The organism is Comamonas sp., from assembly GCF_036643215.1.
In the GTDB taxonomy this organism is placed as follows: Bacteria; Pseudomonadota; Gammaproteobacteria; order Burkholderiales; family Burkholderiaceae_C; genus Comamonas.
Genome location: NZ_JAVXSJ010000010.1, coordinates 51638 through 70696, shown reverse-complemented (window position 1 = coordinate 70696; position 19059 = coordinate 51638). Strand labels below are relative to the sequence as shown.

Sequence of the window (19059 nt, the reverse complement as noted above, 5' to 3'; positions counted from 1 at the left end):
GCCTCACGCCATGGCACACAAGCTGGCGATTGCCTTGCAAAAATCGCACAGCAAATTGATGTGCCAACCATTGAGTTATCGTCATTTCGTCATTTATCAACAACACTTTAACTAAAACAGAGTTTTGCTCGACACTGTTTACCGTAAACCACTGCAGGGACCCTGTCCCTGTTTGTAGAATTCATTTTTCCCGTTTCTGATTGCGGATATGACATCACCCTCCGTCGCCCTCACTGGCAGCATTGTTGCCCTCATTACGCCCATGCTCGAAGACGGTAGCGTCGACTACCCGTCGCTGCGCAAACTCATCGACTGGCATGTGGCCGAAGGCACCAGCTGCATCGGTGTGGTCGGCACGACTGGTGAGTCGCCCACCGTCAATGTTGAAGAGCACCGCGAAATCATTCGCGTCTCCGTCGAGCAAGCCGCAGGCCGCGTCTCCATCATGGCCGGCTGCGGTGCCAACAGCACGCACGAAGCGATTGAGCTGGCCAAATACGCCAAGTCGGTTGGTGCAGACAGCCAGCTGCAGGTTGTCCCCTACTACAACAAGCCCACACAGGAAGGCCAGTACCAGCACTTCAAGGCCATTGCCGAAGCCACTGGTGACCTGCCCGTGATCCTCTACAACGTGCCCGGTCGCTCGGTCGCAGACATGCAGCACGACACCGTGCTGCGTCTGGCCCAGGTCCCCGGCATCATCGGCATCAAGGAAGCTACCGGCAACATCGAACGCGCTCAGTGGCTGATCCGTGATGTGCCCGCAGGCTTTGGCGTTTACTCCGGTGATGACCCCACCGCAGTGGCTCTGATGCTGTGCGGCGGTCACGGCAACATCAGCGTGACGGCCAACGTGGCTCCTCGCCTGATGAGCGAGCTGTGCAAGGCTGCCATGGCTGGCGACATCAAGCGCGCCATGGAAATCCAGTTCAAGCTGATGCCTCTGCACAAGAGCATGTTTGTGGAAGCCAATCCCATTCCCGTGAAATGGGCAGCAGCCCGCATGGGTTTGTGCGGCCCCACCATGCGCCTGCCCATGACCCCTTTGAGCAAGGAATATGAAGCGCTTGTCGAGGGTGCTCTCAGTAAAGTTGGCATTCTCTGACTGAGTTGCGCTAAGCTAGCGGTTTTTCGCATTTAGCTTGAACCGCTACCCAAGGACAATCCGCGTGAAACAACAAACAGCACGTTTGGGCTTGCTCAGCATCGCACTGGGTCTTTCTGCCTGCTCGACCACGTTCCAAGAGACCAAGATTGACTACAAGAGCGCGGGCAAGAACCAGGCTCCTTCTCTTGAAGTCCCTCCTGATCTGACGCAGCTGTCGCAAGACTCGCGCTACAACGTCCCTGGTGGCGTTGTGTCTGCAGCTGCCATGCAGGCTAACGCCAAGGCTGCAAAGCCTGCCGACAACAGCACAGCAGCCAACAAGATTGGCGACGTCCGCATCGAGCGCGATGGCGCCGAGCACTGGCTGGTGGTGGATCGCGCTGCCGACAAGCTCTGGGAACCTACCCGCGACTTCTGGCTGGAAAACGGTTTCATCTACGCGATGGAAGACCGCCAGCTGGGCATTCTGGAAACAGACTGGGCCGAAAACCGCGCCAAGCTGCCGCAAGACATCATCCGCAAGAGCCTGGGCAAGGTGTTCGATTCGCTCTACTCCACCAGCGAGCGCGACAAGTTCCGCACCCGCCTGGAGCGCGAACCCGATGGCAAGACCCGCATCTATGTCACACACCGTGGCATGCAAGAGGTCTACACCAGCGAGCGCAAGGACAACACCATCTGGCAGCCTCGCCCCCGCGATCCTGAGCTGGAAACAGAATTCCTGCGCCGCATCATGGTCAAGCTGGGCGTGAGCGAAGAGCAGGCATCTGCTGTCGCCAAGGCTGACAAGTCTGCTGCCGTCGCTTCGAGCAACGCGCGCATGGACACCATCAATGGCGTTCCTACCCTGCAACTGGACGAAGGCTTCGAGCGCGCATGGCGCCGCGTAGGCGTGGCACTGGATCGCACCGGCTTCACCGTGGAAGACCGCGACCGCAGCCGTGGCATCTACTTTGTGCGTTATGTCGATCCAAACGCCAAGCCAGAAGGCAAGGGCTTCTTCAGCAAGATCTTCAGCCAAGGCAAGGAAGCTGCAGCTCCCGCCAAGTACCAGATTCAGGTCAAGGGCGATGGCAACAAGTCTCAGGTCAGCGTTCTGAACGAACAAGGCCAGCCAGACAGCAGCGCCAACAGCCAGCGCATTGTGCGCATCATCACGGATGATCTGAAGTAAATTTCAGCGCCTTTAGAAAAGCCACCATGACAATCGTCTGGTGGCTTTTTTCATGCGCCCGAGAAAGCGGGATACCGAGATACTGGATACGCCTGCAAGCTGCCAGCCGCCATAGGCCTGAACACAGGCGACAAACAAAGGCGCTTTCTCGCACCAGCACTACCCACTGAAAACAGTAGTAATGCGCAAAGTAAAACCCGCAAAGTACAGACGTAAAAAAACCGCACCTGAGTGCGGTTCTTTTTTGTTTGAAGCCGAAGCTTCAAACTTGCTTAAAGCAGCTTACTTGGCTGTAGCAGCGCCAGTGGCGGCATCAGCTTCAGTCTTAGCAGCGTCAGCAGCAGGAGCGGCTTCAGCGGCAGGAGCAGCAGGTGCGTCAGCGGCAGGAGCAGCAGGTGCGTCAGCGGCAGGAGCAGCAGGAGCTTCAGCAGCAGGTGCGGGAGCAGCAGGAGCTTCCACAGCAGGAGCGGGAGCAGCAGGAGCAGCTTCTTCCTTCTTACCGCAAGCAGCCAGAGCAGCAGCAGCGATCACAGTAGCCAGAATCAGAGAGTTCTTCATGACAGTTTCCTAGTTGGAGGTTCAGCAGACAGTATGCAGATTGCCATTACGGTCAGCTTTTTGCAGCTGTTGATCGCTCTGGCAGATCAGGTCAAACGATAAATTCGACTCAGCACGCATTATAGGTAGATTTGCTCATTGCTGACTAACACTGACAGCAACTAAACAAATCTGCACAAATCGGTGCGTTTCTTATTTACCGGGCAAGCCTTCGCTTGCCATGAATCACACTGTGATCCATAAATTCTTTCCTGTCAATTCCCTGACAAAGCTTTCATAAAGATTTACACAACCCGTACAAAGCCGCGTCAGATCAGCAGGAACCCATAGAGGGTAACCCCGTAACTTAGCACGGAGCCAGTTACAAGTCCACCTTCTAATTAATCGCCTGAGCGAACCCAGCCCGCATCAAACCATGATGACAGCAGCTCCAGCGCATCATCGCTAGCGCTTGCCAGGTCCTTGCGAGACAGCATCCGTGTGTCCGCCAGCTTGCGCATCAGCGTCGCATCGCGGCCACCGGCCAAGTAGCTTTCACCGTTGATGAAGATGTGCTTGGCGTCATACATCATGCGGGTGCGGCGATCGAGCACGACGCTTTCGAACATGCCGTTTTCATCGCCATGCTCGAACCAGACATTGGGCTTGGGGTCCGACAGGTATTCACCCAGAGCACGTTCCAGCGCCAGCGGCTCGGCCAGCGCTTTTTGCAAGGCTTCGCGGGCAAAGTCATACATGCCGGCCGGAATTTCAGCGGGGTTGCTGACCGCTTCCTGCTTGGGGTCACGGTAAATGATGGGGTTTTCTGGCTCATCAGGCTCGTCAGACATGCGCAGCAGCAGCTCGCGACCCATCTCGCCACGGTCAGGCGAGCGGAAGCCGATGGAGTACGTCATGCACTCACCTTCGGCCACGCCGTCATGCGCCCACTTGGGAGGCAGGTACAACATGTCACCGGGCTCCAGCACAAACTCTTCTTCGGGCTCGAAGTTCGCGAGAATCTTCAAAGGCTTGTCTTCCTGCAGCGACAAATCTTTCTGGCGACCAATGCGCCAGCGACGCTTTCCATGGGCTTGCAGCAGGAACACGTCATAGCTGTCAAAGTGCGGCCCCACGCCGCCCTTGTCCGTCGCAAAGCTGATCATCAGATCATCCAGACGCGCTTCAGGCACAAAGCGGAACTGCTGCAGCAGCTCATGCGCCTTGTCGTCATGCATGTCCACGCCCTGCACCAGCACCGACCAGCCCGGCTTGGTGAGCGCAGGCAGGCTGCGGCGGGACAAGGGACCGTGGCTCAGCTTCCAGTTGTCACCGTCAAGCTGCTGAATCAGACGGGACTCCACACCTTCTTCACCGGCCATGGCCAGCAGGCGAGCACGCGGGATAGGCGCTTTGAAGCCGGGAATGGCCTGACGCACCAGCAAAGGCTTTTTATGCCAATGCTTGCGCATGAATTGGGAAGCGGTGAGCCCGCCGAGCAAGGCGAGAGGCGTGTTGATATCCATGGAAATACAGTCCTGCTATCTAAGCGATGGCCTGCATTGTCCTATAGCCCCCAATAACGCCGGTCAGCGCAGATCAATGACCAAGCGATCGAGCGCAAGATCAAGCGTGCACTGGACCCTAATGGCATTCTGGCTCCGGGTAAAAGAGGAATTAACATCTCCCGCCCTGAAGCACTTTTGCGCGTCTGCAACTCTTTATTTGATAGCTGCTTGCGCTTTATGAGTAAGCGCTACAGGCCAATTTGGCATTTAGTTCAGCAAGTGACTCGTCGCAAGCCCGGCCCTGAACTGCACCGGTGTCTGCCCGGTGTGCTGCTTGAACAAGCGGCTCAGATGCGCGCCGCTGGCAAAGCCGCAGGCCAGCGCCAGCTCGGTCAGCGTGCAGTGCTGGTTGGCCAGTTTGCGCACATCTTGCTGAAACAGCGCGATGCGCTGGGCCCAGACATACTGGTTGATGCTCAGTTCATCATCGGCAAAGACGTTATAGAGATGGCGCTTGCTGCAGTTGAGCGCAGCGGCCATGCCGTCGGCAGACAAGCCCGGGTCGCGCAGGTGCTGGCGCACATAAGCCCTGATGCGGCTGTTGAGCAGCTCGCTGGCGCTCAGCGTTGAGGCTCGGCCACAAGCATCCAGCAGGGACAACTGAATGAGCTGCACCAGCGAATCCGTCACATGCTGGGCAACGCCCTGCCCCATCACTCGGTATTCGGCAAACATGCCGCGCATCATGTCCAGCGCAATGCGCGAGACGCCTTCGGTGCCGCCCACGTAGCTACCCATCAGCGCATCGACGGCGCGGCCATGCTCGGCAAAGCGGCTTTTGGGCAGGGTGATGATCAGGTGCTCGCACCACTCGGGGTTGAGGACTTCGTATTCCTGCGTGCTGTCGTAGATCAGCCATTGGCCGCTGCGCGCATGGGCCTGGCGCCCTTTCTGGCAGACGCTGGCCGTGCCTTGCCAGGGGGCAACGATCTTGAGGAAGTCCGTGCTGTGACTGGCCATGCTGGCCGAGGTACGCCGCACACGGTGGCGGCTGGCCTCGATCTTGGTCATCCCCACAGCACCCAGCTCAAAGGTGTTGAGACGTGCCGAGAACTGCTGGTCGTCATAGACATCGCTTTCCAGCCCATACAGCGACGACATCCAGTGCTGCCATGCACCAATGGCCTGCTTGCCTTGCATCTCTGTCGTCTGATAAGCGGCGGTGGCTTGGGGCATGCGGGCTCCTCGGTCGTAAACAACATTCTCCCTGCACGTAACAGGATGCTTCATTATCCATAGCAGCCTGCACACCCCTTTCTCGCGCCCAGCGCCGCACAGGGAAATTGGTGTTTACCCAGAGGTGCCTGCACGGCCAGACAAGACTTTGTGCACACCCAGACAAACCCCTGCAGCGCTGTTTTCCTACGATGGGTAAAAACCGGGTTCAGAGCGTATTGACGATCTGAGAACCGGAACCATCCACACAGGAGACAAACATGAATCTCAGTAACAAGCGCTTTATTCTCAAGAGCTTGGTCGCCGCTACCGCGCTGGCCGGTCTGGGCGGCACGGCTCTGGCGCAAGAAGCGCCCAAGTCCATCCGCATAGGCTGGGCGATTGCCAAGACCGGCATCAACGCGGGCGGCACCTCGGTCACCACCGCTCCCAACTACAAGCTGTGGGTCAAGGAGATCAATGACGCTGGCGGCATCATGCTCAAGGCCTATAACAAGCGCGTGCCGATTGAAGTCATTGAGTACGACGACCGCTCCAGCACCGAAGAAGCGGTGCGGGCCACCGAGCGCCTGATCACGCAGGACAAGGTGGACTTTGTGCTGCCACCGTGGAGCACGGGCTCCAACCTGGCCGTCGGCCCCACCTACGAAAAGCACAAGTACCCGCTGCTAGCCGCGACTTCGGTGACCGACAAAGCACCCGAGCTGGCCAAGCGCTGGAAGCACGCTTTCTTCTTCCTGGGCACCGGCGGTGAGTACGCCGAGGACCTGGTCGCCATGCTGGAAAAGGCCAAGAAGGAAGGCAAGATCAACAACAAGATCGCCATGATCAACATCGCCGACGGCTTTGGCGTGGAACTGGCCAATGCCACGCGCAAGGCAGCCAAGCAGCATGGCTTTGAGCTGGTGTACGACAAAAGCTACCCCATCGGCACGCAGGACATGACGCCCGTCATCAACGAAGCCAAGGGCAAGGGTGCGGACACCTTCGTCGCCTATTCCTACCCGCCCGACACCATGCTCATCAACGAGCAGGCCAAGACCCTGGGCCTGACGCCCAAGGTGCTGTTCACCGGCGTGGGCACGCAGTTCCCCATGTTCAAGGGCAAGTTTGGCGCGGCGGCTGAAGGCGTGATGGCTCCCGGCGGCATTGATGCCAGCAACCCGCAGATGCAGGCCTATCTGAAGCGTTTCAAGGAAGTCACGGGCCAAGAGTCGGACCGCTTTGCCAGCCCCATCGTCTACACCTCGCTGCAGATGCTGCAGCAGTCGATCGAGCGCGTGGGCAAGATTGACCGCGCCGCCGTGACGCAAGAGCTCAAGACCGGCAGCTTCGACACCGTGCTGGGTAACGTGAAGCTGGAAGGCCAGATGCTGACCAAGTTATGGCATGTGGGCCAGTGGCAGAACGGCGAGTTCAATGCGATTGCGCCGACAAGCCGGGCGGGCGTTAAACCTGCGGTGATACCGCGGGTCACCCCCTGAGCGGCTTTGCCGCTTCCCCCTCTCTCGCTTCGCGGGAGGGGGACGACAGCTTCGCTGCGCGGCGGCGCTTGCTCGCTGTCCCGCTACCAGGCCATGCCTATTCAAACACCGCGCTCAGCTTTTAGAACTATCAAAACAAGAGCTGGCTGCGCATGTCTTGCTTTCACTTGGCATTGATTTCATAACAAGAACAATGAATCACGAGCGGTACACGCTATGAACTTTATAGACATCCTTCTCGCAGGCGCCATGCTCGGCGGCCTCTATGGCCTGGTGGCCATGGGGCTGACGCTGCAATACGGCGTGGCGCGGATCATGAATCTCTCTTACGGGGAGTTTCTGATTGCTCCAGCTTTCCTGGCTTTTTTCGCGGTCACTGACTGGGGTGTTTCGCCCCTGCTTGTGCTGGGACTGGTTGTACCGCTGGGCTTTGCCGTGCAGTGGGTCATCTACCAACTGCTGCTGACCCCGCTGGTGCGCCGCGCCAAGGGCGGGCCGTCTCTGGAGGTGGATTCGATTCTGGCCACCTTTGGCATGCTGTTTGTTGCGCAGGGCATCATGCTGGTGAACTTTGGCGGCGACTATCACAGCTACACCTATCTGTCGGACACGGTTGAAATTCTGGGCAGCAAGGTTGCCGCCAACCGACTGCTGGTGCTGGTCGTGGCACTGGTACTGGGCGGGGGCCTGTACCTGCTGCTGACGCGCACCCGCGCCGGCGCTGTGGTGCGGGCCGTGGCCGTGGCGCCGCAGTTTGCGCATCTGGTCGGCATCAATGTGCGCAGCACTGCGGCTCTGGCTTATGGGCTGGGCGGCGCGCTGGTCGCAGTCTGCGGCGTGATGGTCAGCATGTTTTTGCCCTTCTCGGCCAGCATGGGCACCATGTTTGCGATGAAGGCACTGATCGTCGTCATCATGGGCGGCGTGGGCAATCTCATGGGCTGCCTGGTCGCGGGCATGCTGCTGGGCTTTGCCGAGACACTGGTGGCATCCTTCATCGACCCCGGCCTGACGCTGGCCGTCAACTACGCCGTGTTCTTGCTGGTGCTGCTGTTCAAGCCCACAGGCCTGTTCGGGAGGGCGGCACGATGAACCGCAAGGAAATTCTGATCTGGGCCATCTGCGCCATCGCCACCGCCGGTCTGGCCCTGCTGCCTCGCTGGTTGACGGACGAGTACTACCTGTCCCTGCTCATCAGCATCCTCATGTACTGCGTGCTGGCCACGGCCTGGGCACTGTTCTCGGGGCCCACGCGCTATATCTCGCTGGCCACTGTCGCCTTCTTCGGCATGGGTGCCTATGTGACGGCCGTGTTTGGCGAACAACTGCCATGGGCGGCCGTGCTGGCGATTGCGGCCGGCGTGGGCCTGGTCATGGCGCTGCTGGTGGGCCTGTCCACGCTGCGCCTGTCTGGCGTGTACTTTGTGATCTTCAGCTTTGGCCTGGCCGAGCTGGTCAAGCAGCTGGTGACCTGGTGGGAGGTGAACATCACCAAAGACCTGGGCCGCTATGTGTTTGTGGAGATCACCCAGCTCGATATCTACTGGCAGTTGCTGGCCCTGCTGGCCCTGGTGCTGGCACTGCGCGCCCTCATCAACCGCTCGCGCCTGGGCCTGGCCCTGCGCGTGATTGGCGAGGACGAGACCGTGGCCACCCATGTGGGCATCAACACCACGCATGCCAAGGTGCTGCTGTTCACCGTCAGCGCCGTGTTCATCACCGTGACCGGCGCCATCATGGCCCCGCGCTGGACCTATATCGACCCCAGCATTGCCTTTGCGCCCGCCATCTCGTTCCAGACGCTGATCATGGCGTTGCTGGGCGGCGCAGGCGCGCTATTCGGCCCGATTCTGGGTGCCGTGCCGCTGGTGCTGTTGTTTGAATATCTGGGTGCCAACTTCCCCAACCATTTCTCGATTCTGCTGGGTCTGGTGTTTATCGTGATCGTGTATTTCATCCCCCAAGGCCTGTCCGGCGTGCTGGCCAGGCTGTTTGGGAAAACCTCAGCCAAGAAGGTGGACAAGCCATGAAAACAGCCACCCTGCTTTCCGTGCGTTCGGCCACCAAGCGCTTTGGCGGACTGGTCGCCGTCAACGAACTGAGCTTTGACATTTACCCCGGCGAGGTCGTGGGCCTGCTCGGCCCCAATGGCTCAGGCAAGACCACGGCCATGAATCTGATCTCGGGTGCCCTGCCCGTCAACGGCGGCGAGATTCTGTTCCATGGCCAGCCCATTCACTCGCTCAAAAGCCACCAGATTGCACGGCTAGGCATTGCGCGCACTTTTCAGCTGGTCAAGGTGCTGGGTTCCATGAGCTGCATGGACAACGTCATCGCCGGCATGGCCTTCAAACCCCGCCCGCTGTTTGGCAAAGCCGCCACGCCGCGTGCGCTGGCGCTGCTGGCGCAGGTCGGTCTGGCCGAATTTGCAGACATACCTGCAGGTGATCTCACCTACATCAACCAAAAGCGACTGGAGCTGGCCCGCGCACTGGCGCTTGAGCCGCAAATCCTGCTGCTGGATGAATGGCTGGCAGGCCTCAACCCCACCGAGCTGCAGCAAGGCATTGCCTTGATTCAGCAGTTGCAGGCCACGGGGCTGACGATTCTCATGGTTGAGCATGTGATGGACGCCGTGCACGCCCTGTGCAACCGCTGCGTGGTGATGAATGCCGGCACAAAGATTGCCGACGGCCCCACGGCACAAGTACTGAAGGAGCCCGAAGTCGTGCGCGCCTATCTGGGTGAAGATGTGGATGGTGGTGAAGAAGAAACTGCGGAGACCCACCATGCTTGATGTACGCAATATCTCGGTGAGCTACGGCAAGCACGAAGCCCTGCACCAGGTCAGCCTGAACGTGCAGCCCGGAGAGCTGGTGGTGATGCTGGGCGCCAACGGAGCGGGCAAGTCCAGCCTGCTCAAAGCGCTGGGCGGCATGGTCACGCCGCAGCCCGGTGCCAGTGCGCAACTGGCCGGCAAGGAACTGATGCTGTTGCCCGCCCACGCCATCGTGCAGTCAGGTCTGGCGCTGGTCCCCGAAGGGCGCGGCGTGTTTGGTGATTTGAGCGTGAAAGAAAACCTGCAGCTTGGCGCACAGCCACAGCGTGCGCGAGCCAATGAGGCAAAGAACCTGAAGCAGGTCTTTGCCCTATTCCCCAAACTGCGCGACCGCCTGCCCCAAGCCGTGCGCACCATGAGCGGCGGCGAGCAGCAAATGGTGGCCGTGGGCCGCGCGCTGATGAGCCAACCCGATATTTTGCTGCTGGACGAGCCGTCGCTGGGCCTGTCGCCATTGATGTGCAAAGAGCTGTTTGCGGCGCTGGCCCGCATCAAAAGCTTGGGTATGGGTGTGCTGCTGGTCGAACAGAACGCCCGCCAAAGCCTGGCGATTGCTGATCGCGGCTACTTGCTGGAAACCGGGCGCATTGTGGGCGAAGGCTCAGCCACAGAACTTTCCAACAGCCCAGCGGTACGACGTGCCTACCTGGGCGGTGAACATTGACATGGATCCCCCTGTGCGGCGCTGCCGCTTCCCCCTGCGGGGGACGGCGCCATCGCTGCGGGGCGGCCCTTGCTCGGTACCCTTTGCTGGGCAGCGTCCCATTTAAACGTCATGCGCTGCAAGCAGTTGTCATTGCGGACTCAACACTCAAGACGGAGATAAGAAATGATTGAACAAAAAATGCTGATTGGCGGCCAGGAATGCGCGGCCAGCAATGGCGCGACTTTTGAGCGCAAGAACCCGCTGGACGGATCGGTTGCCACACGCGCCCCCGCTGCCACCACCGAAGACGCGATTCGCGCCTGCGATGCCGCAGCGGCCGCTTTCCCCGCCTGGTCGCAGCTAGGCCCCAATGCACGTCGTGCCATGCTGATGAAGGCATCGCACGCACTCGAAGCCAAGGGCGAGGCGATTGCCGCAGCCATGGCCGCCGAGACCGGCGCCTCGGGCATCTGGGCGGGCTTTAACGTACATCTGGCCGCCAGCATGCTGCTGGAAGCCGCATCGCTGACCACACAGATCAATGGCGAAATCATCCCTTCCGACGTGCCAGGCAGCGTGGCCATGGCCGTGCGCCAGCCTGCAGGCGTGGTGCTGGGCATTGCGCCGTGGAATGCCCCGGTGATTCTGGCCGTGCGCAGCATCTCCACCGCTCTGGCCTGCGGCAACACGGTCATCCTCAAAGGCTCGGAACTCTGCCCCGCAACCCACGGCCTGATCATTGAAGCACTGCAGGATGCAGGCCTGCCCGCTGGCGTGGTGAACTTTGTGACCAATGCGCCCGCCGATGCAGGCAGCGTGGTCGAAGCCATCGTGGCCCACCCCGCCGTGCGCCGCATCAGCTTTACCGGCTCCACCAAGGTGGGTCGCATCATTGGCCAGACCTGCGCCAAGCACCTCAAACCTGCCCTGCTGGAACTGGGCGGCAAGGCACCCTTCCTGGTGTTGGACGATGCCGATATCGATGCCGCAGTCAATGCCGCCACCTTTGGCGCATTCGCCAACTCGGGCCAGATCTGCATGTCCACCGAGCGCTTTATCGTGGACAACAAAGTGGCCGAGGAATTCATCGCCAAGTTTGCCGCCAAGGCCCAAAGCCTGCCGCTGGGCGACCCGCGCAAAGGCCCGGTGGTGCTGGGCTCCGTAGTCGATCTCGCCACGGTGGAGCGCTGCAATGCCATGATTGATGACGCGCTGGCCAAGGGCGCCAAAATCGTCTGCGGCGGCAAGGCCGAGAACACGCTGATGCCTGCCACGCTGATTGATCACGTGACGCCCGCAATGCGCATCTTTCACGAGGAGACCTTTGGTCCCGTCAAAGCCATTGTTCGCGTCAACGGCGAAGAAGAGGCCATTGCCACGGCCAACGACAACGAGTTCGGTCTGTCCTCTGCCGTCTTCACCAAGGACACGGCCCGCGGCTGGCGCGTGGCGGCACGCATCGAGGCCGGAATCTGCCATATCAATGGCCCTACCGTGCATGACGAAGCGCAAATGCCATTTGGCGGCGTCAAGGCTTCGGGTTACGGCCACTTTGGCGGCCAGCAAGGCATTAACGCATTTACCGAAACGCGCTGGGTGACCATGCAGACGACCGAGCGCCACTACCCGTTCTAAGCAGCGATTCAAGCGCCCATGAAAAAGCCGCCCGCGCATTGCTGCCGGGCGGCTTTTCATTTTTGATAGCAGCTAGCGCTTTATGAACAAGGGCTGGAGCTTAAAAACACTCAAATTACTGGATCACGCAAAGTCGTCGTCAAAAAAGCCACCGCCATCATCCCAGCTGCCGCTGGCGGCACTATCAATGCTGCCAAGGCCTGCGTCATCCGCCAGACTGGATGTGCTGCCGCTGCCTTCGTGCAGGTTCTGCGTGCTGCTGTCTTGGGCCAGCGGTTTACTTTCGCTGCCGCCCAAGGGGTTGGCAGAGCTGGCGTGCTGGTTGCCCATCAAATTCCCCAGCCCGTTGAACAAAAACATGCCGCCCGCCACACCGGCCGCTGCCGCTACGGCGCTGCCCAGAAAACTGCCACCTGCGGGTTGAACAGCGCTGGGGGAACTGGATGCGACACTAGATGCAGCACCGCCTGAAAAGCGATCGCGCCAGCTGGATGCGGGTACAGCTGGCTGAAACTGGCTGGGGCTTTGATATGACGACTGCGCGCTCGCGACATTCACAGAAGGCTCTGGCGCACGGCCAAAGTGCGTGCTCAACCCACCCGAGAGAAAGCTGGAGCTAGCCTGATTCTGGTTTTGCTGGGCCTGCTGCACTTGCTGCTGCAGCTCGTTGATCTGTTGCTGTGCCTGCTGCAACGCCTGCTCCAGCATCAAGGTGCGCTGGGCCAGCCAGTAAACGGCATCGGGAGCGGCGGTCAGGCCGCGGCGCAGTTCAGCATCCGCCTGCGGGTCTTTGGGCTGCCCCTGCGTCAGCGTCAGTCGCGCGCACAGGTCTTGCAACAATTGTTGTTCTTGAGAGGTCATGATGCGGTCCTTTATGGAACCAAAGATAGGGTCAGTATGCAGGCCTGCAAGAGCGCCAATGTGAAGGCCGTGCAAGCGCTTTTTGCAAGGTGTAACAAAACGCCCCTGATGCAGTGACAAGCTACGCATGGGACAATGCCAGCCATTGCGCCACAGTCGTGGCTGCGTTTTATTTTTTGCTGCGGGACTGGCCTGCAGCCCACCCAACTGCATACACACCATGGAAGTTACCCAACAATGCGTGGTCGCTCTGACCTGGACACTGAAAGACACTCTGGGCGAAGAGCTGGACGTACTGGACGAGCCGGTGGACTTTCTCGTCGGCGGTGATGATCTGCTCAAGCGCATCGAAGAAGCTCTGCAAGGCCATGTGGCTGGCGACAAGCTGGACCTGCACCTGGAGCCCGAAGAAGCTTTTGGCGACTATGACGAAACCCTGATCTTCCTGGAAAAGCGCGAGCTGTTCCCCGCCGAGATCGAAGAAGGCATGACCTTCGAGAGCAGCGCCATGCCTCAGGGCACCAACCCCGTGCTGCCCGGCCTGCTCTACACCGTCACAGAAATCTACCCCGAGCATGTGGTGCTGGACGGCAACCACCCGCTGGCCGGTATTGCGCTGCGCATTCATGTGCAGATCGAAGCCGTGCGCAATGCGACAGAAGAAGAAGTGGGCCGCGGCACTGCGGGCACAGGCTTTTTCCGCATCGAGCCCCAGGCTCCGGGCAATGACACCGTGCACTGATCACGGTGCTTGAAACAAAAAAGGGACTCGCAAGAGTCCCTTTTTCATTGGCCCCGATAATTAGCGGCGAAAGATCTGGTTACCTTCCACGCGCACATAGTCACCAATGCTGAGCTGTGGTGCGTACTGGTAGTCAACGGCGCGCATGCTGCCGTCTTGCAGTTGCACCGTCACGCGGTAGACATCACGCACGCTGCCGCCGCCCACGCCGTTTTGCACGGCGTTGCCAGCCAGAGCACCGCCCACCACGCCGGCAATCGTGGCCAGTGTGCGGCCAGAGCCCTTGCCAACCTGATTACCCAGCACGCCGCCAATCACACCGCCAGCAATGGCACCACCGGCACCCACGCCGCTGCCATCTTGCACGCGCACGGTTTCAATGTTCATCACGCGGCCCTGCTGGGCGTATTGAGGCTGTTGCTGCTGCTGTGAATAGCAGTTGGGATTGTTGTAGCCGCAATTGTTGGCGGGATAGCCTTGCGCTGGAACGCTACCCACAGGGTAGGTCTGCGTGGTGGCAGGAAAGCCCGAGCCAGAGTAGCCGCCTTGCTGATAGCCGCCCTGTGCGGGGTAGCCATTTTGGTAGCTGCCCTGAGGATATGCAGCGCAGGCCGACAGAACTGCGGCAATTGCGCCAACCATGGCCACGCGGCCCCAGCGTTGAATGACTTGCATGGAAATCTCCTGACTGACGCATGAGCTATGCATGCGTCCCAATATCTGTTGTGAGTATTTATGCAAACCCTGTGCGGTCTGCCCTTTGACTACAACGCACCGCATTGTCATTTGGACGACCAGATTCACATTTGCTCACAATAGACTGCGCCTTCAAAGGCCTCAGGCTGATCCTGAATTCATAGCATGCAGCGCCTGAACTGCTTCATTCTTGATAGATAACTCTATCAATACGAGACACAGCAAGCGCAGCGTGCTACTAAAAATTCAGCATTTGGCGAGGATATCGGAACACTTTCCTCCACCCCAGTCACCACAGCGCAGGCTTATTGCTTGCCTGTAGAGCCGTAACCGCCTTCGCCGCGCTCGCTGGCGTCGGCAAAGTCATCGACCAGATTGAACTGGGCTTGCACCACGGGAACAATCATCAGCTGAGCCAGGCGGTCCATGGGCTGCAGCGTGAAAGCGGTTTGCGAGCGATTCCAGGCGCTGACCATGAGCTGGCCCTGGTAGTCAGAGTCGATCAGGCCCACGAGGTTGCCCAGCACAATGCCGTGCTTGTGACCCATGCCCGAGCGCGGCAGGATGAGAGCGGCGTAGTTGGGGTCTTTGAGGTGCATGGCCATGCCGGTGGGAATCAGCTGCCACTGGCCAGGCTCCAGCGTCACGGGCGCATCAATGCAGGCGCGCAGATCCAGTCCAGCGCTACCGGGCGTGGCGTAAGCGGGCATGTTTTCGCGCAGGCGCGCATCGAGAATCTTGACATCTACGTTCATAAAAACCTTGGCAAAAAGCCCGGAAACCGGGCCTTGCAGTCATCCAGAGCGCAGCGCTGCTGCGTCTGGTTATTGAATAAAGGGCGCCATTGTCGCCCTTTTGCACACGCAAAAAATGCGCAGCAGATTTGGCTTGCCTGCCCTATTGGCCCTACTTACCCTTAAGGCGGTTGAGCACGCCACCCACCAGGGTCATCAAGCCCATGATGGAGAGAATGGCGCCAAAGCCCGGCACAAACTGCGCAATGATGGTTCCGCCCACGATCATCACCAGAGAGAAAGGCGAAATCCAGGGCTTCTTCTGCGTCGCAGCCTGAGCCTTCTGGGTTTCAATGTCCCGCTCAAGCGCCTTGAAGCGCTGCTGGGCTTCTTCCTTGCTGACGGTCTTTCCCCCTCGCACCGGGTGGGCCGCAGCGGTGCGGCTGGCAACAGTCTTCTGAATGACAGGCTTGCGCTCCACCTGCTGCTCTGCCATGTCTCGGGCTTTTTGCAGGGTGTCGCGCAACTGGCTCATGGGAGAGCTGGCCTGCCCGCCGGGCGTAATCACAGCGGAATGCATCGCTCCAGCAATGCTGCGTTGCGTACGTCGGTACTCAGGACTGGCGCGCAGCAGCTGGTCCACATAGGCCACATAGTCGCCATTGCGCGGGCCTTCATAGCTGGAGGGGGTCATGTTCAGGTTCCTAAGGCTCAGTGTTCGGTCAAGGCTGCCAGATTACGACTTCACAGCGGGCAGTCGCAGCGCAATTTCATCCACCAGCTGGCGCGCCAGCACGTCTTTGCTGGCGTGGGGTAGCTCTTTCGTGCCCTTGTCATCAATCAACAGCAGGGCATTGTCGTCCTTGCCAAAAGTGGCCGGGCCAATATTACCCACCAGCAGCGGCACGCCCTTGCGCAGGCGCTTGGCCGTAGCGTGCTTGAGCAGGTCATGGCTTTCCGCTGCAAAACCCACGCAGTACAGCTTGCCAGCCTTGGCCTGCGCAGACTGGGCGACGCCCGCCAGAATGTCGGGGTTTTCAACAAAGCTCATGGCTGGCACATCGCCAGAGCCGTCTTTCTTGATCTTTTGATCAGAAAATTCGGCTGGACGCCAATCTGCAACTGCGGCAGTAGCTATGAAAATAGTGGCATCTCCTACCTGCGACTGCACGGCTTCCTGCATCTGGCGGGCCGATTGCACATTGATACGTACCACGCCACGCGGCGTAGGCAGGTGCACGGGGCCAGCCACCAGCGTGACCTGCGCGCCCGCCTCCTGCGCGGCGCGGGCAATGGCAAAACCCATCTTTCCACTCGACAAATTGGTGATGCCACGCACCGGGTCAATCGCCTCAAAGGTCGGGCCGGCGGTTACCAGCAAATGCTGACCTTGCAGGCGCTTGGCCGTGAAGTGGGCGGCGAGTTCTTCCATGATTTCTTCGGGCTCCAGCATACGGCCGTCACCCGTTTCGCCACAGGCCTGGCTGCCGTTGCCCACGCCCAGCACCTTGGCGCCATCGGCTTGCACCTGCGCCAGATTGCGCTGGGTCGCTGGGTGGGCCCACATTTCGCGGTTCATGGCCGGGGCCAGCAGCAGGGGTACTTTGTCCGTGGGGCGTGCCAGGCACATCAGGCTCAGCAGCTCATCGGCGCGGCCTTGCACCAGGCGCGCAATAAAGTCTGCGCTGCAAGGGGCGATGAGAATCGCATCGGCCTCGCGGCTCAGGTTGATGTGGGGCATGTTGTTGGGCTCACGCACATCCCACTGAGAGGTGTAGACTGCGCGCCCAGACAGTGCCTGCATGGTGACTGCGGTCATGAACTGCTCTGCGGCTTCGGTCATGACCACTTGCACGGTAGCGCCGGCCTGAACCAGCAAGCGGCACAATTGCGCCGATTTGTAACAAGCTACGCCCCCGGAAAGGCCCAGCACCAGATGTTTGCCTGCGAACACGTCATTCATGGCGTGCAATTTAGCAGACAAGCAGCGCCTTGCAGTCACTCAAGCAGCCCTGCACTGCACGCCGAAATTCACGGCGCACCTATAATCTTGTTTTACCACCACCAAAAAAAGACATGACCAAGTTCGTCTTCGTCACCGGCGGTGTGGTGTCTTCCCTCGGTAAGGGAATCGCCTCAGCCTCCCTTGCAGCGATCCTGGAATCGCGCGGTCTCAAAGTCACCCTCATCAAGCTCGATCCCTACATCAACGTGGACCCGGGCACCATGTCGCCCTTCCAGCACGGTGAAGTGTTCGTGACGGATGACGGAGCCGAGACCGATCTGGACTTGGGCCACTATGAGCGTTTCATTGAAACGCGCATGCGTCAGACCAACAATTTCACCACGGGCCGTATCTATCAGTCCGTGCTGGAAAAAGAACGCCGTGGTGACTATCTGGGCAAGACCGTGCAGGTCATTCCCCATATCACCAACGAAATTCAGGAATACATCAAGCGCGGCGCCGGTCTGGGTACAGACCACGAAGTGGATGTTGCCATCTGCGAAGTCGGCGGCACCGTGGGCGATATTGAGTCCCTGCCCTTCCTGGAAGCTGCCCGTCAGCTGGCCCTGAAGCTCGGCCCCAACAATTCCGCCTTTGTGCACCTGACTTACCTGCCTTTCATCGAAACGGCCGGCGAGCTCAAGACCAAGCCCACACAGCACACCGTGCAAAAGCTGCGCGAAATCGGTATCCAGCCCGACGCGCTGCTGTGCCGCGCCAAGCACCAGGTGCCTGATGAAGAGAAGGAAAAGATTTCCCTCTTCACCAACGTTCCCGAGTGGGGTGTGATCTCCATGTGGGACGTGGACACCATCTACAAGGTGCCCCGCATGCTGCACGAGCAAGGTCTGGACGGCCTGATCTGCGACAAGCTGCGCCTGAACACGCCACCTACCAACCTCAAGCGCTGGGATGATCTGGTCCACGAGACCGAGCACCCTCAAGGCGAGGTCAAGATCGCCATGGTGGGCAAGTATGTGGAGCTGTCTGACGCTTACAAGTCGGTCAACGAAGCACTCAAGCACGCGGGTCTGCGCAATCATGTGCGCGTGAAAATCACGCACGTGGATTCGGAAACCATCCACGACGCAGACGCTTCCAAGCTGCTCAAGGACTACGACGGCATTCTGGTGCCCGGCGGCTTCGGCTCGCGCGGCGTGGAAGGCAAGATCTCGACAGCCAAGTTCGCCCGCGAAAGCAAAGTGCCTTACCTGGGCATTTGCCTAGGCATGCAAGTTGCGACCATCGAGTACGCCCGCCACGTGGCAGGTCTTGAAGGTGCCAACTCCACCGAGTTCGACCCCGCAACGCCCAACCCCGTGATCGCGCTGATCAACGAGTGGAAGGATGAGGACGGCACGATCAAGACACGTGACGAGAACTCGGATCTGGGCGGCACCATGCGCCTGGGCGCCCAGTCCTCCGACGTGCAGCCCGGCACCCTGGCCCACAGCATCTACGGTGATGTGGTGACCGAGCGTCACCGCCACCGCTACGAAGCCAATGTCCAGTATCTGGACAAACTGCGCGAAGCCGGTCTGGTGATCTCGGCGCTGACTCAGCGTGAGCAGCTGACCGAAATCGTGGAACTGCCTGCCAAGACTCACCCCTGGTATATCGGCGTGCAATTCCACCCCGAGTTCAAGTCCACTCCTTGGGCAGGTCACCCCCTGTTCAATGCCTTCATCAAGGCTGCGATGGACAATAAGGCTCGTTCGGGCAAAAAGGCCTGATTCCCGTCCACCGGAATCAATCCTGAAATAGGAGCTGCCAGCGCTTGAAAAATGAAGACTTCAGCATCAAATACTGCTGAAGTCATTCAATTTATAGCGCTAGCAGCTTCAGTTTTGAAGC

The 19059-nt window shown here is 59.6% G+C and carries 18 protein-coding genes; 10 read left to right on the top strand and 8 right to left on the bottom strand.

Annotated elements, in window-relative coordinates; translation table 11 throughout:
* Positions 1-208 precede the first annotated feature (208 nt).
* Both dapA and bamC read left to right on the top strand, forming a co-directional pair.
* A complete protein-coding gene (dapA, locus tag RSF91_RS09115; RefSeq protein WP_332568118.1) occupies positions 209-1105 on the top strand; it encodes a 4-hydroxy-tetrahydrodipicolinate synthase in 897 nt (298 codons plus the stop codon).
* A gap of 64 nt (positions 1106-1169) precedes the next feature.
* A complete protein-coding gene (gene bamC, locus RSF91_RS09110; protein ID WP_332568117.1) occupies positions 1170-2282 on the top strand; it encodes an outer membrane protein assembly factor BamC in 1113 nt (370 codons plus the stop codon).
* A 282-nt stretch (positions 2283-2564) separates the two neighbouring features.
* On the opposite strand, the gene RSF91_RS09105 is transcribed toward bamC, so the two are convergent.
* The 3 genes from RSF91_RS09105 to RSF91_RS09095 all read right to left on the bottom strand — a co-directional run bounded on the left by RSF91_RS09105 (position 2565) and on the right by RSF91_RS09095 (position 5563).
* Positions 2565-2840 (bottom strand): hypothetical protein, encoded by a 276-nt coding sequence (locus RSF91_RS09105; RefSeq protein ID WP_332568116.1) that lies wholly within the window; start codon positions 2838-2840, stop codon positions 2565-2567.
* Positions 2841-3220: 380 nt separating this feature from the next.
* The gene (locus RSF91_RS09100) at positions 3221-4345 is read right to left on the bottom strand and encodes a cupin domain-containing protein (protein ID WP_332568115.1); all 1125 of its coding nucleotides are present in this window, start codon (positions 4343-4345) and stop codon (positions 3221-3223) included.
* A gap of 249 nt (positions 4346-4594) precedes the next feature.
* The gene (locus tag RSF91_RS09095; protein WP_332568114.1) at positions 4595-5563 is read right to left on the bottom strand and encodes a helix-turn-helix domain-containing protein; all 969 of its coding nucleotides are present in this window, start codon (positions 5561-5563) and stop codon (positions 4595-4597) included.
* A 260-nt stretch (positions 5564-5823) separates the two neighbouring features.
* On the opposite strand from RSF91_RS09095, the gene RSF91_RS09090 reads away from it, so the two are divergent.
* From RSF91_RS09090 to RSF91_RS09065, 6 genes are all read left to right on the top strand, one after another.
* Entirely contained in the window at positions 5824-7047 is a 1224-nt protein-coding gene (locus RSF91_RS09090; protein ID WP_332568113.1) for an amino acid ABC transporter substrate-binding protein, read from the top strand.
* 216 nt (positions 7048-7263) lie between these two features.
* Positions 7264-8139 (top strand): branched-chain amino acid ABC transporter permease, encoded by an 876-nt coding sequence (locus RSF91_RS09085; protein ID WP_332568112.1) that lies wholly within the window; start codon positions 7264-7266, stop codon positions 8137-8139.
* Positions 8136-9077, top strand: a complete 942-nt coding sequence (locus RSF91_RS09080; RefSeq protein ID WP_332568111.1) for a branched-chain amino acid ABC transporter permease — start codon at positions 8136-8138, stop codon at positions 9075-9077. Before RSF91_RS09085 ends, RSF91_RS09080 begins: the two co-directional genes overlap by 4 nt.
* Positions 9074-9844: an ABC transporter ATP-binding protein gene (locus tag RSF91_RS09075; protein WP_332568110.1), complete on the top strand. Its 771-nt coding sequence runs from the start codon at positions 9074-9076 to the stop codon at positions 9842-9844. Before RSF91_RS09080 ends, RSF91_RS09075 begins: the two co-directional genes overlap by 4 nt.
* A complete protein-coding gene (locus RSF91_RS09070) occupies positions 9837-10550 on the top strand; it encodes an ABC transporter ATP-binding protein (protein WP_332568109.1) in 714 nt (237 codons plus the stop codon). Before RSF91_RS09075 ends, RSF91_RS09070 begins: the two co-directional genes overlap by 8 nt.
* Positions 10551-10715: 165 nt before the next feature.
* A complete protein-coding gene (locus tag RSF91_RS09065; RefSeq protein ID WP_332568108.1) occupies positions 10716-12167 on the top strand; it encodes an aldehyde dehydrogenase in 1452 nt (483 codons plus the stop codon).
* A gap of 123 nt (positions 12168-12290) precedes the next feature.
* Here the strand turns inward: RSF91_RS09065 and RSF91_RS09060 are convergent, their stop codons facing one another.
* Positions 12291-13028, bottom strand: coding sequence for a DUF2076 family protein (locus tag RSF91_RS09060; RefSeq protein ID WP_332568107.1), 738 nt, complete (start codon positions 13026-13028; stop codon positions 12291-12293).
* A gap of 220 nt (positions 13029-13248) precedes the next feature.
* Here RSF91_RS09060 and RSF91_RS09055 point away from each other — a divergent pair, with 220 nt between their 5' ends.
* On the top strand, positions 13249-13770 hold the full coding sequence (locus RSF91_RS09055) for an FKBP-type peptidyl-prolyl cis-trans isomerase (protein ID WP_332568106.1): 522 nt from the start codon (positions 13249-13251) through the stop codon (positions 13768-13770).
* 60 nt (positions 13771-13830) lie between these two features.
* Here RSF91_RS09055 and RSF91_RS09050 read toward each other — a convergent pair whose 3' ends face one another.
* From RSF91_RS09050 to coaBC, 4 genes are all read right to left on the bottom strand, one after another.
* A complete protein-coding gene (locus RSF91_RS09050) occupies positions 13831-14445 on the bottom strand; it encodes a glycine zipper 2TM domain-containing protein (protein WP_332568105.1) in 615 nt (204 codons plus the stop codon).
* Between the two features lie 326 nt (positions 14446-14771).
* Positions 14772-15221, bottom strand: a complete 450-nt coding sequence (gene dut, locus RSF91_RS09045) for a dUTP diphosphatase (RefSeq protein ID WP_099738101.1) — start codon at positions 15219-15221, stop codon at positions 14772-14774.
* Between the two features lie 151 nt (positions 15222-15372).
* Positions 15373-15894, bottom strand: coding sequence for a hypothetical protein (locus RSF91_RS09040; RefSeq protein ID WP_332568104.1), 522 nt, complete (start codon positions 15892-15894; stop codon positions 15373-15375).
* Between the two features lie 42 nt (positions 15895-15936).
* A complete protein-coding gene (gene coaBC / locus RSF91_RS09035; protein WP_332568103.1) occupies positions 15937-17163 on the bottom strand; it encodes a bifunctional phosphopantothenoylcysteine decarboxylase/phosphopantothenate--cysteine ligase CoaBC in 1227 nt (408 codons plus the stop codon).
* A gap of 113 nt (positions 17164-17276) precedes the next feature.
* Between coaBC and RSF91_RS09030 the strand changes: the two genes are divergently transcribed.
* Positions 17277-18938 (top strand): CTP synthase, encoded by a 1662-nt coding sequence (locus tag RSF91_RS09030; protein ID WP_332568102.1) that lies wholly within the window; start codon positions 17277-17279, stop codon positions 18936-18938.
* The last annotated feature ends 121 nt before the right edge of the window (positions 18939-19059 follow it).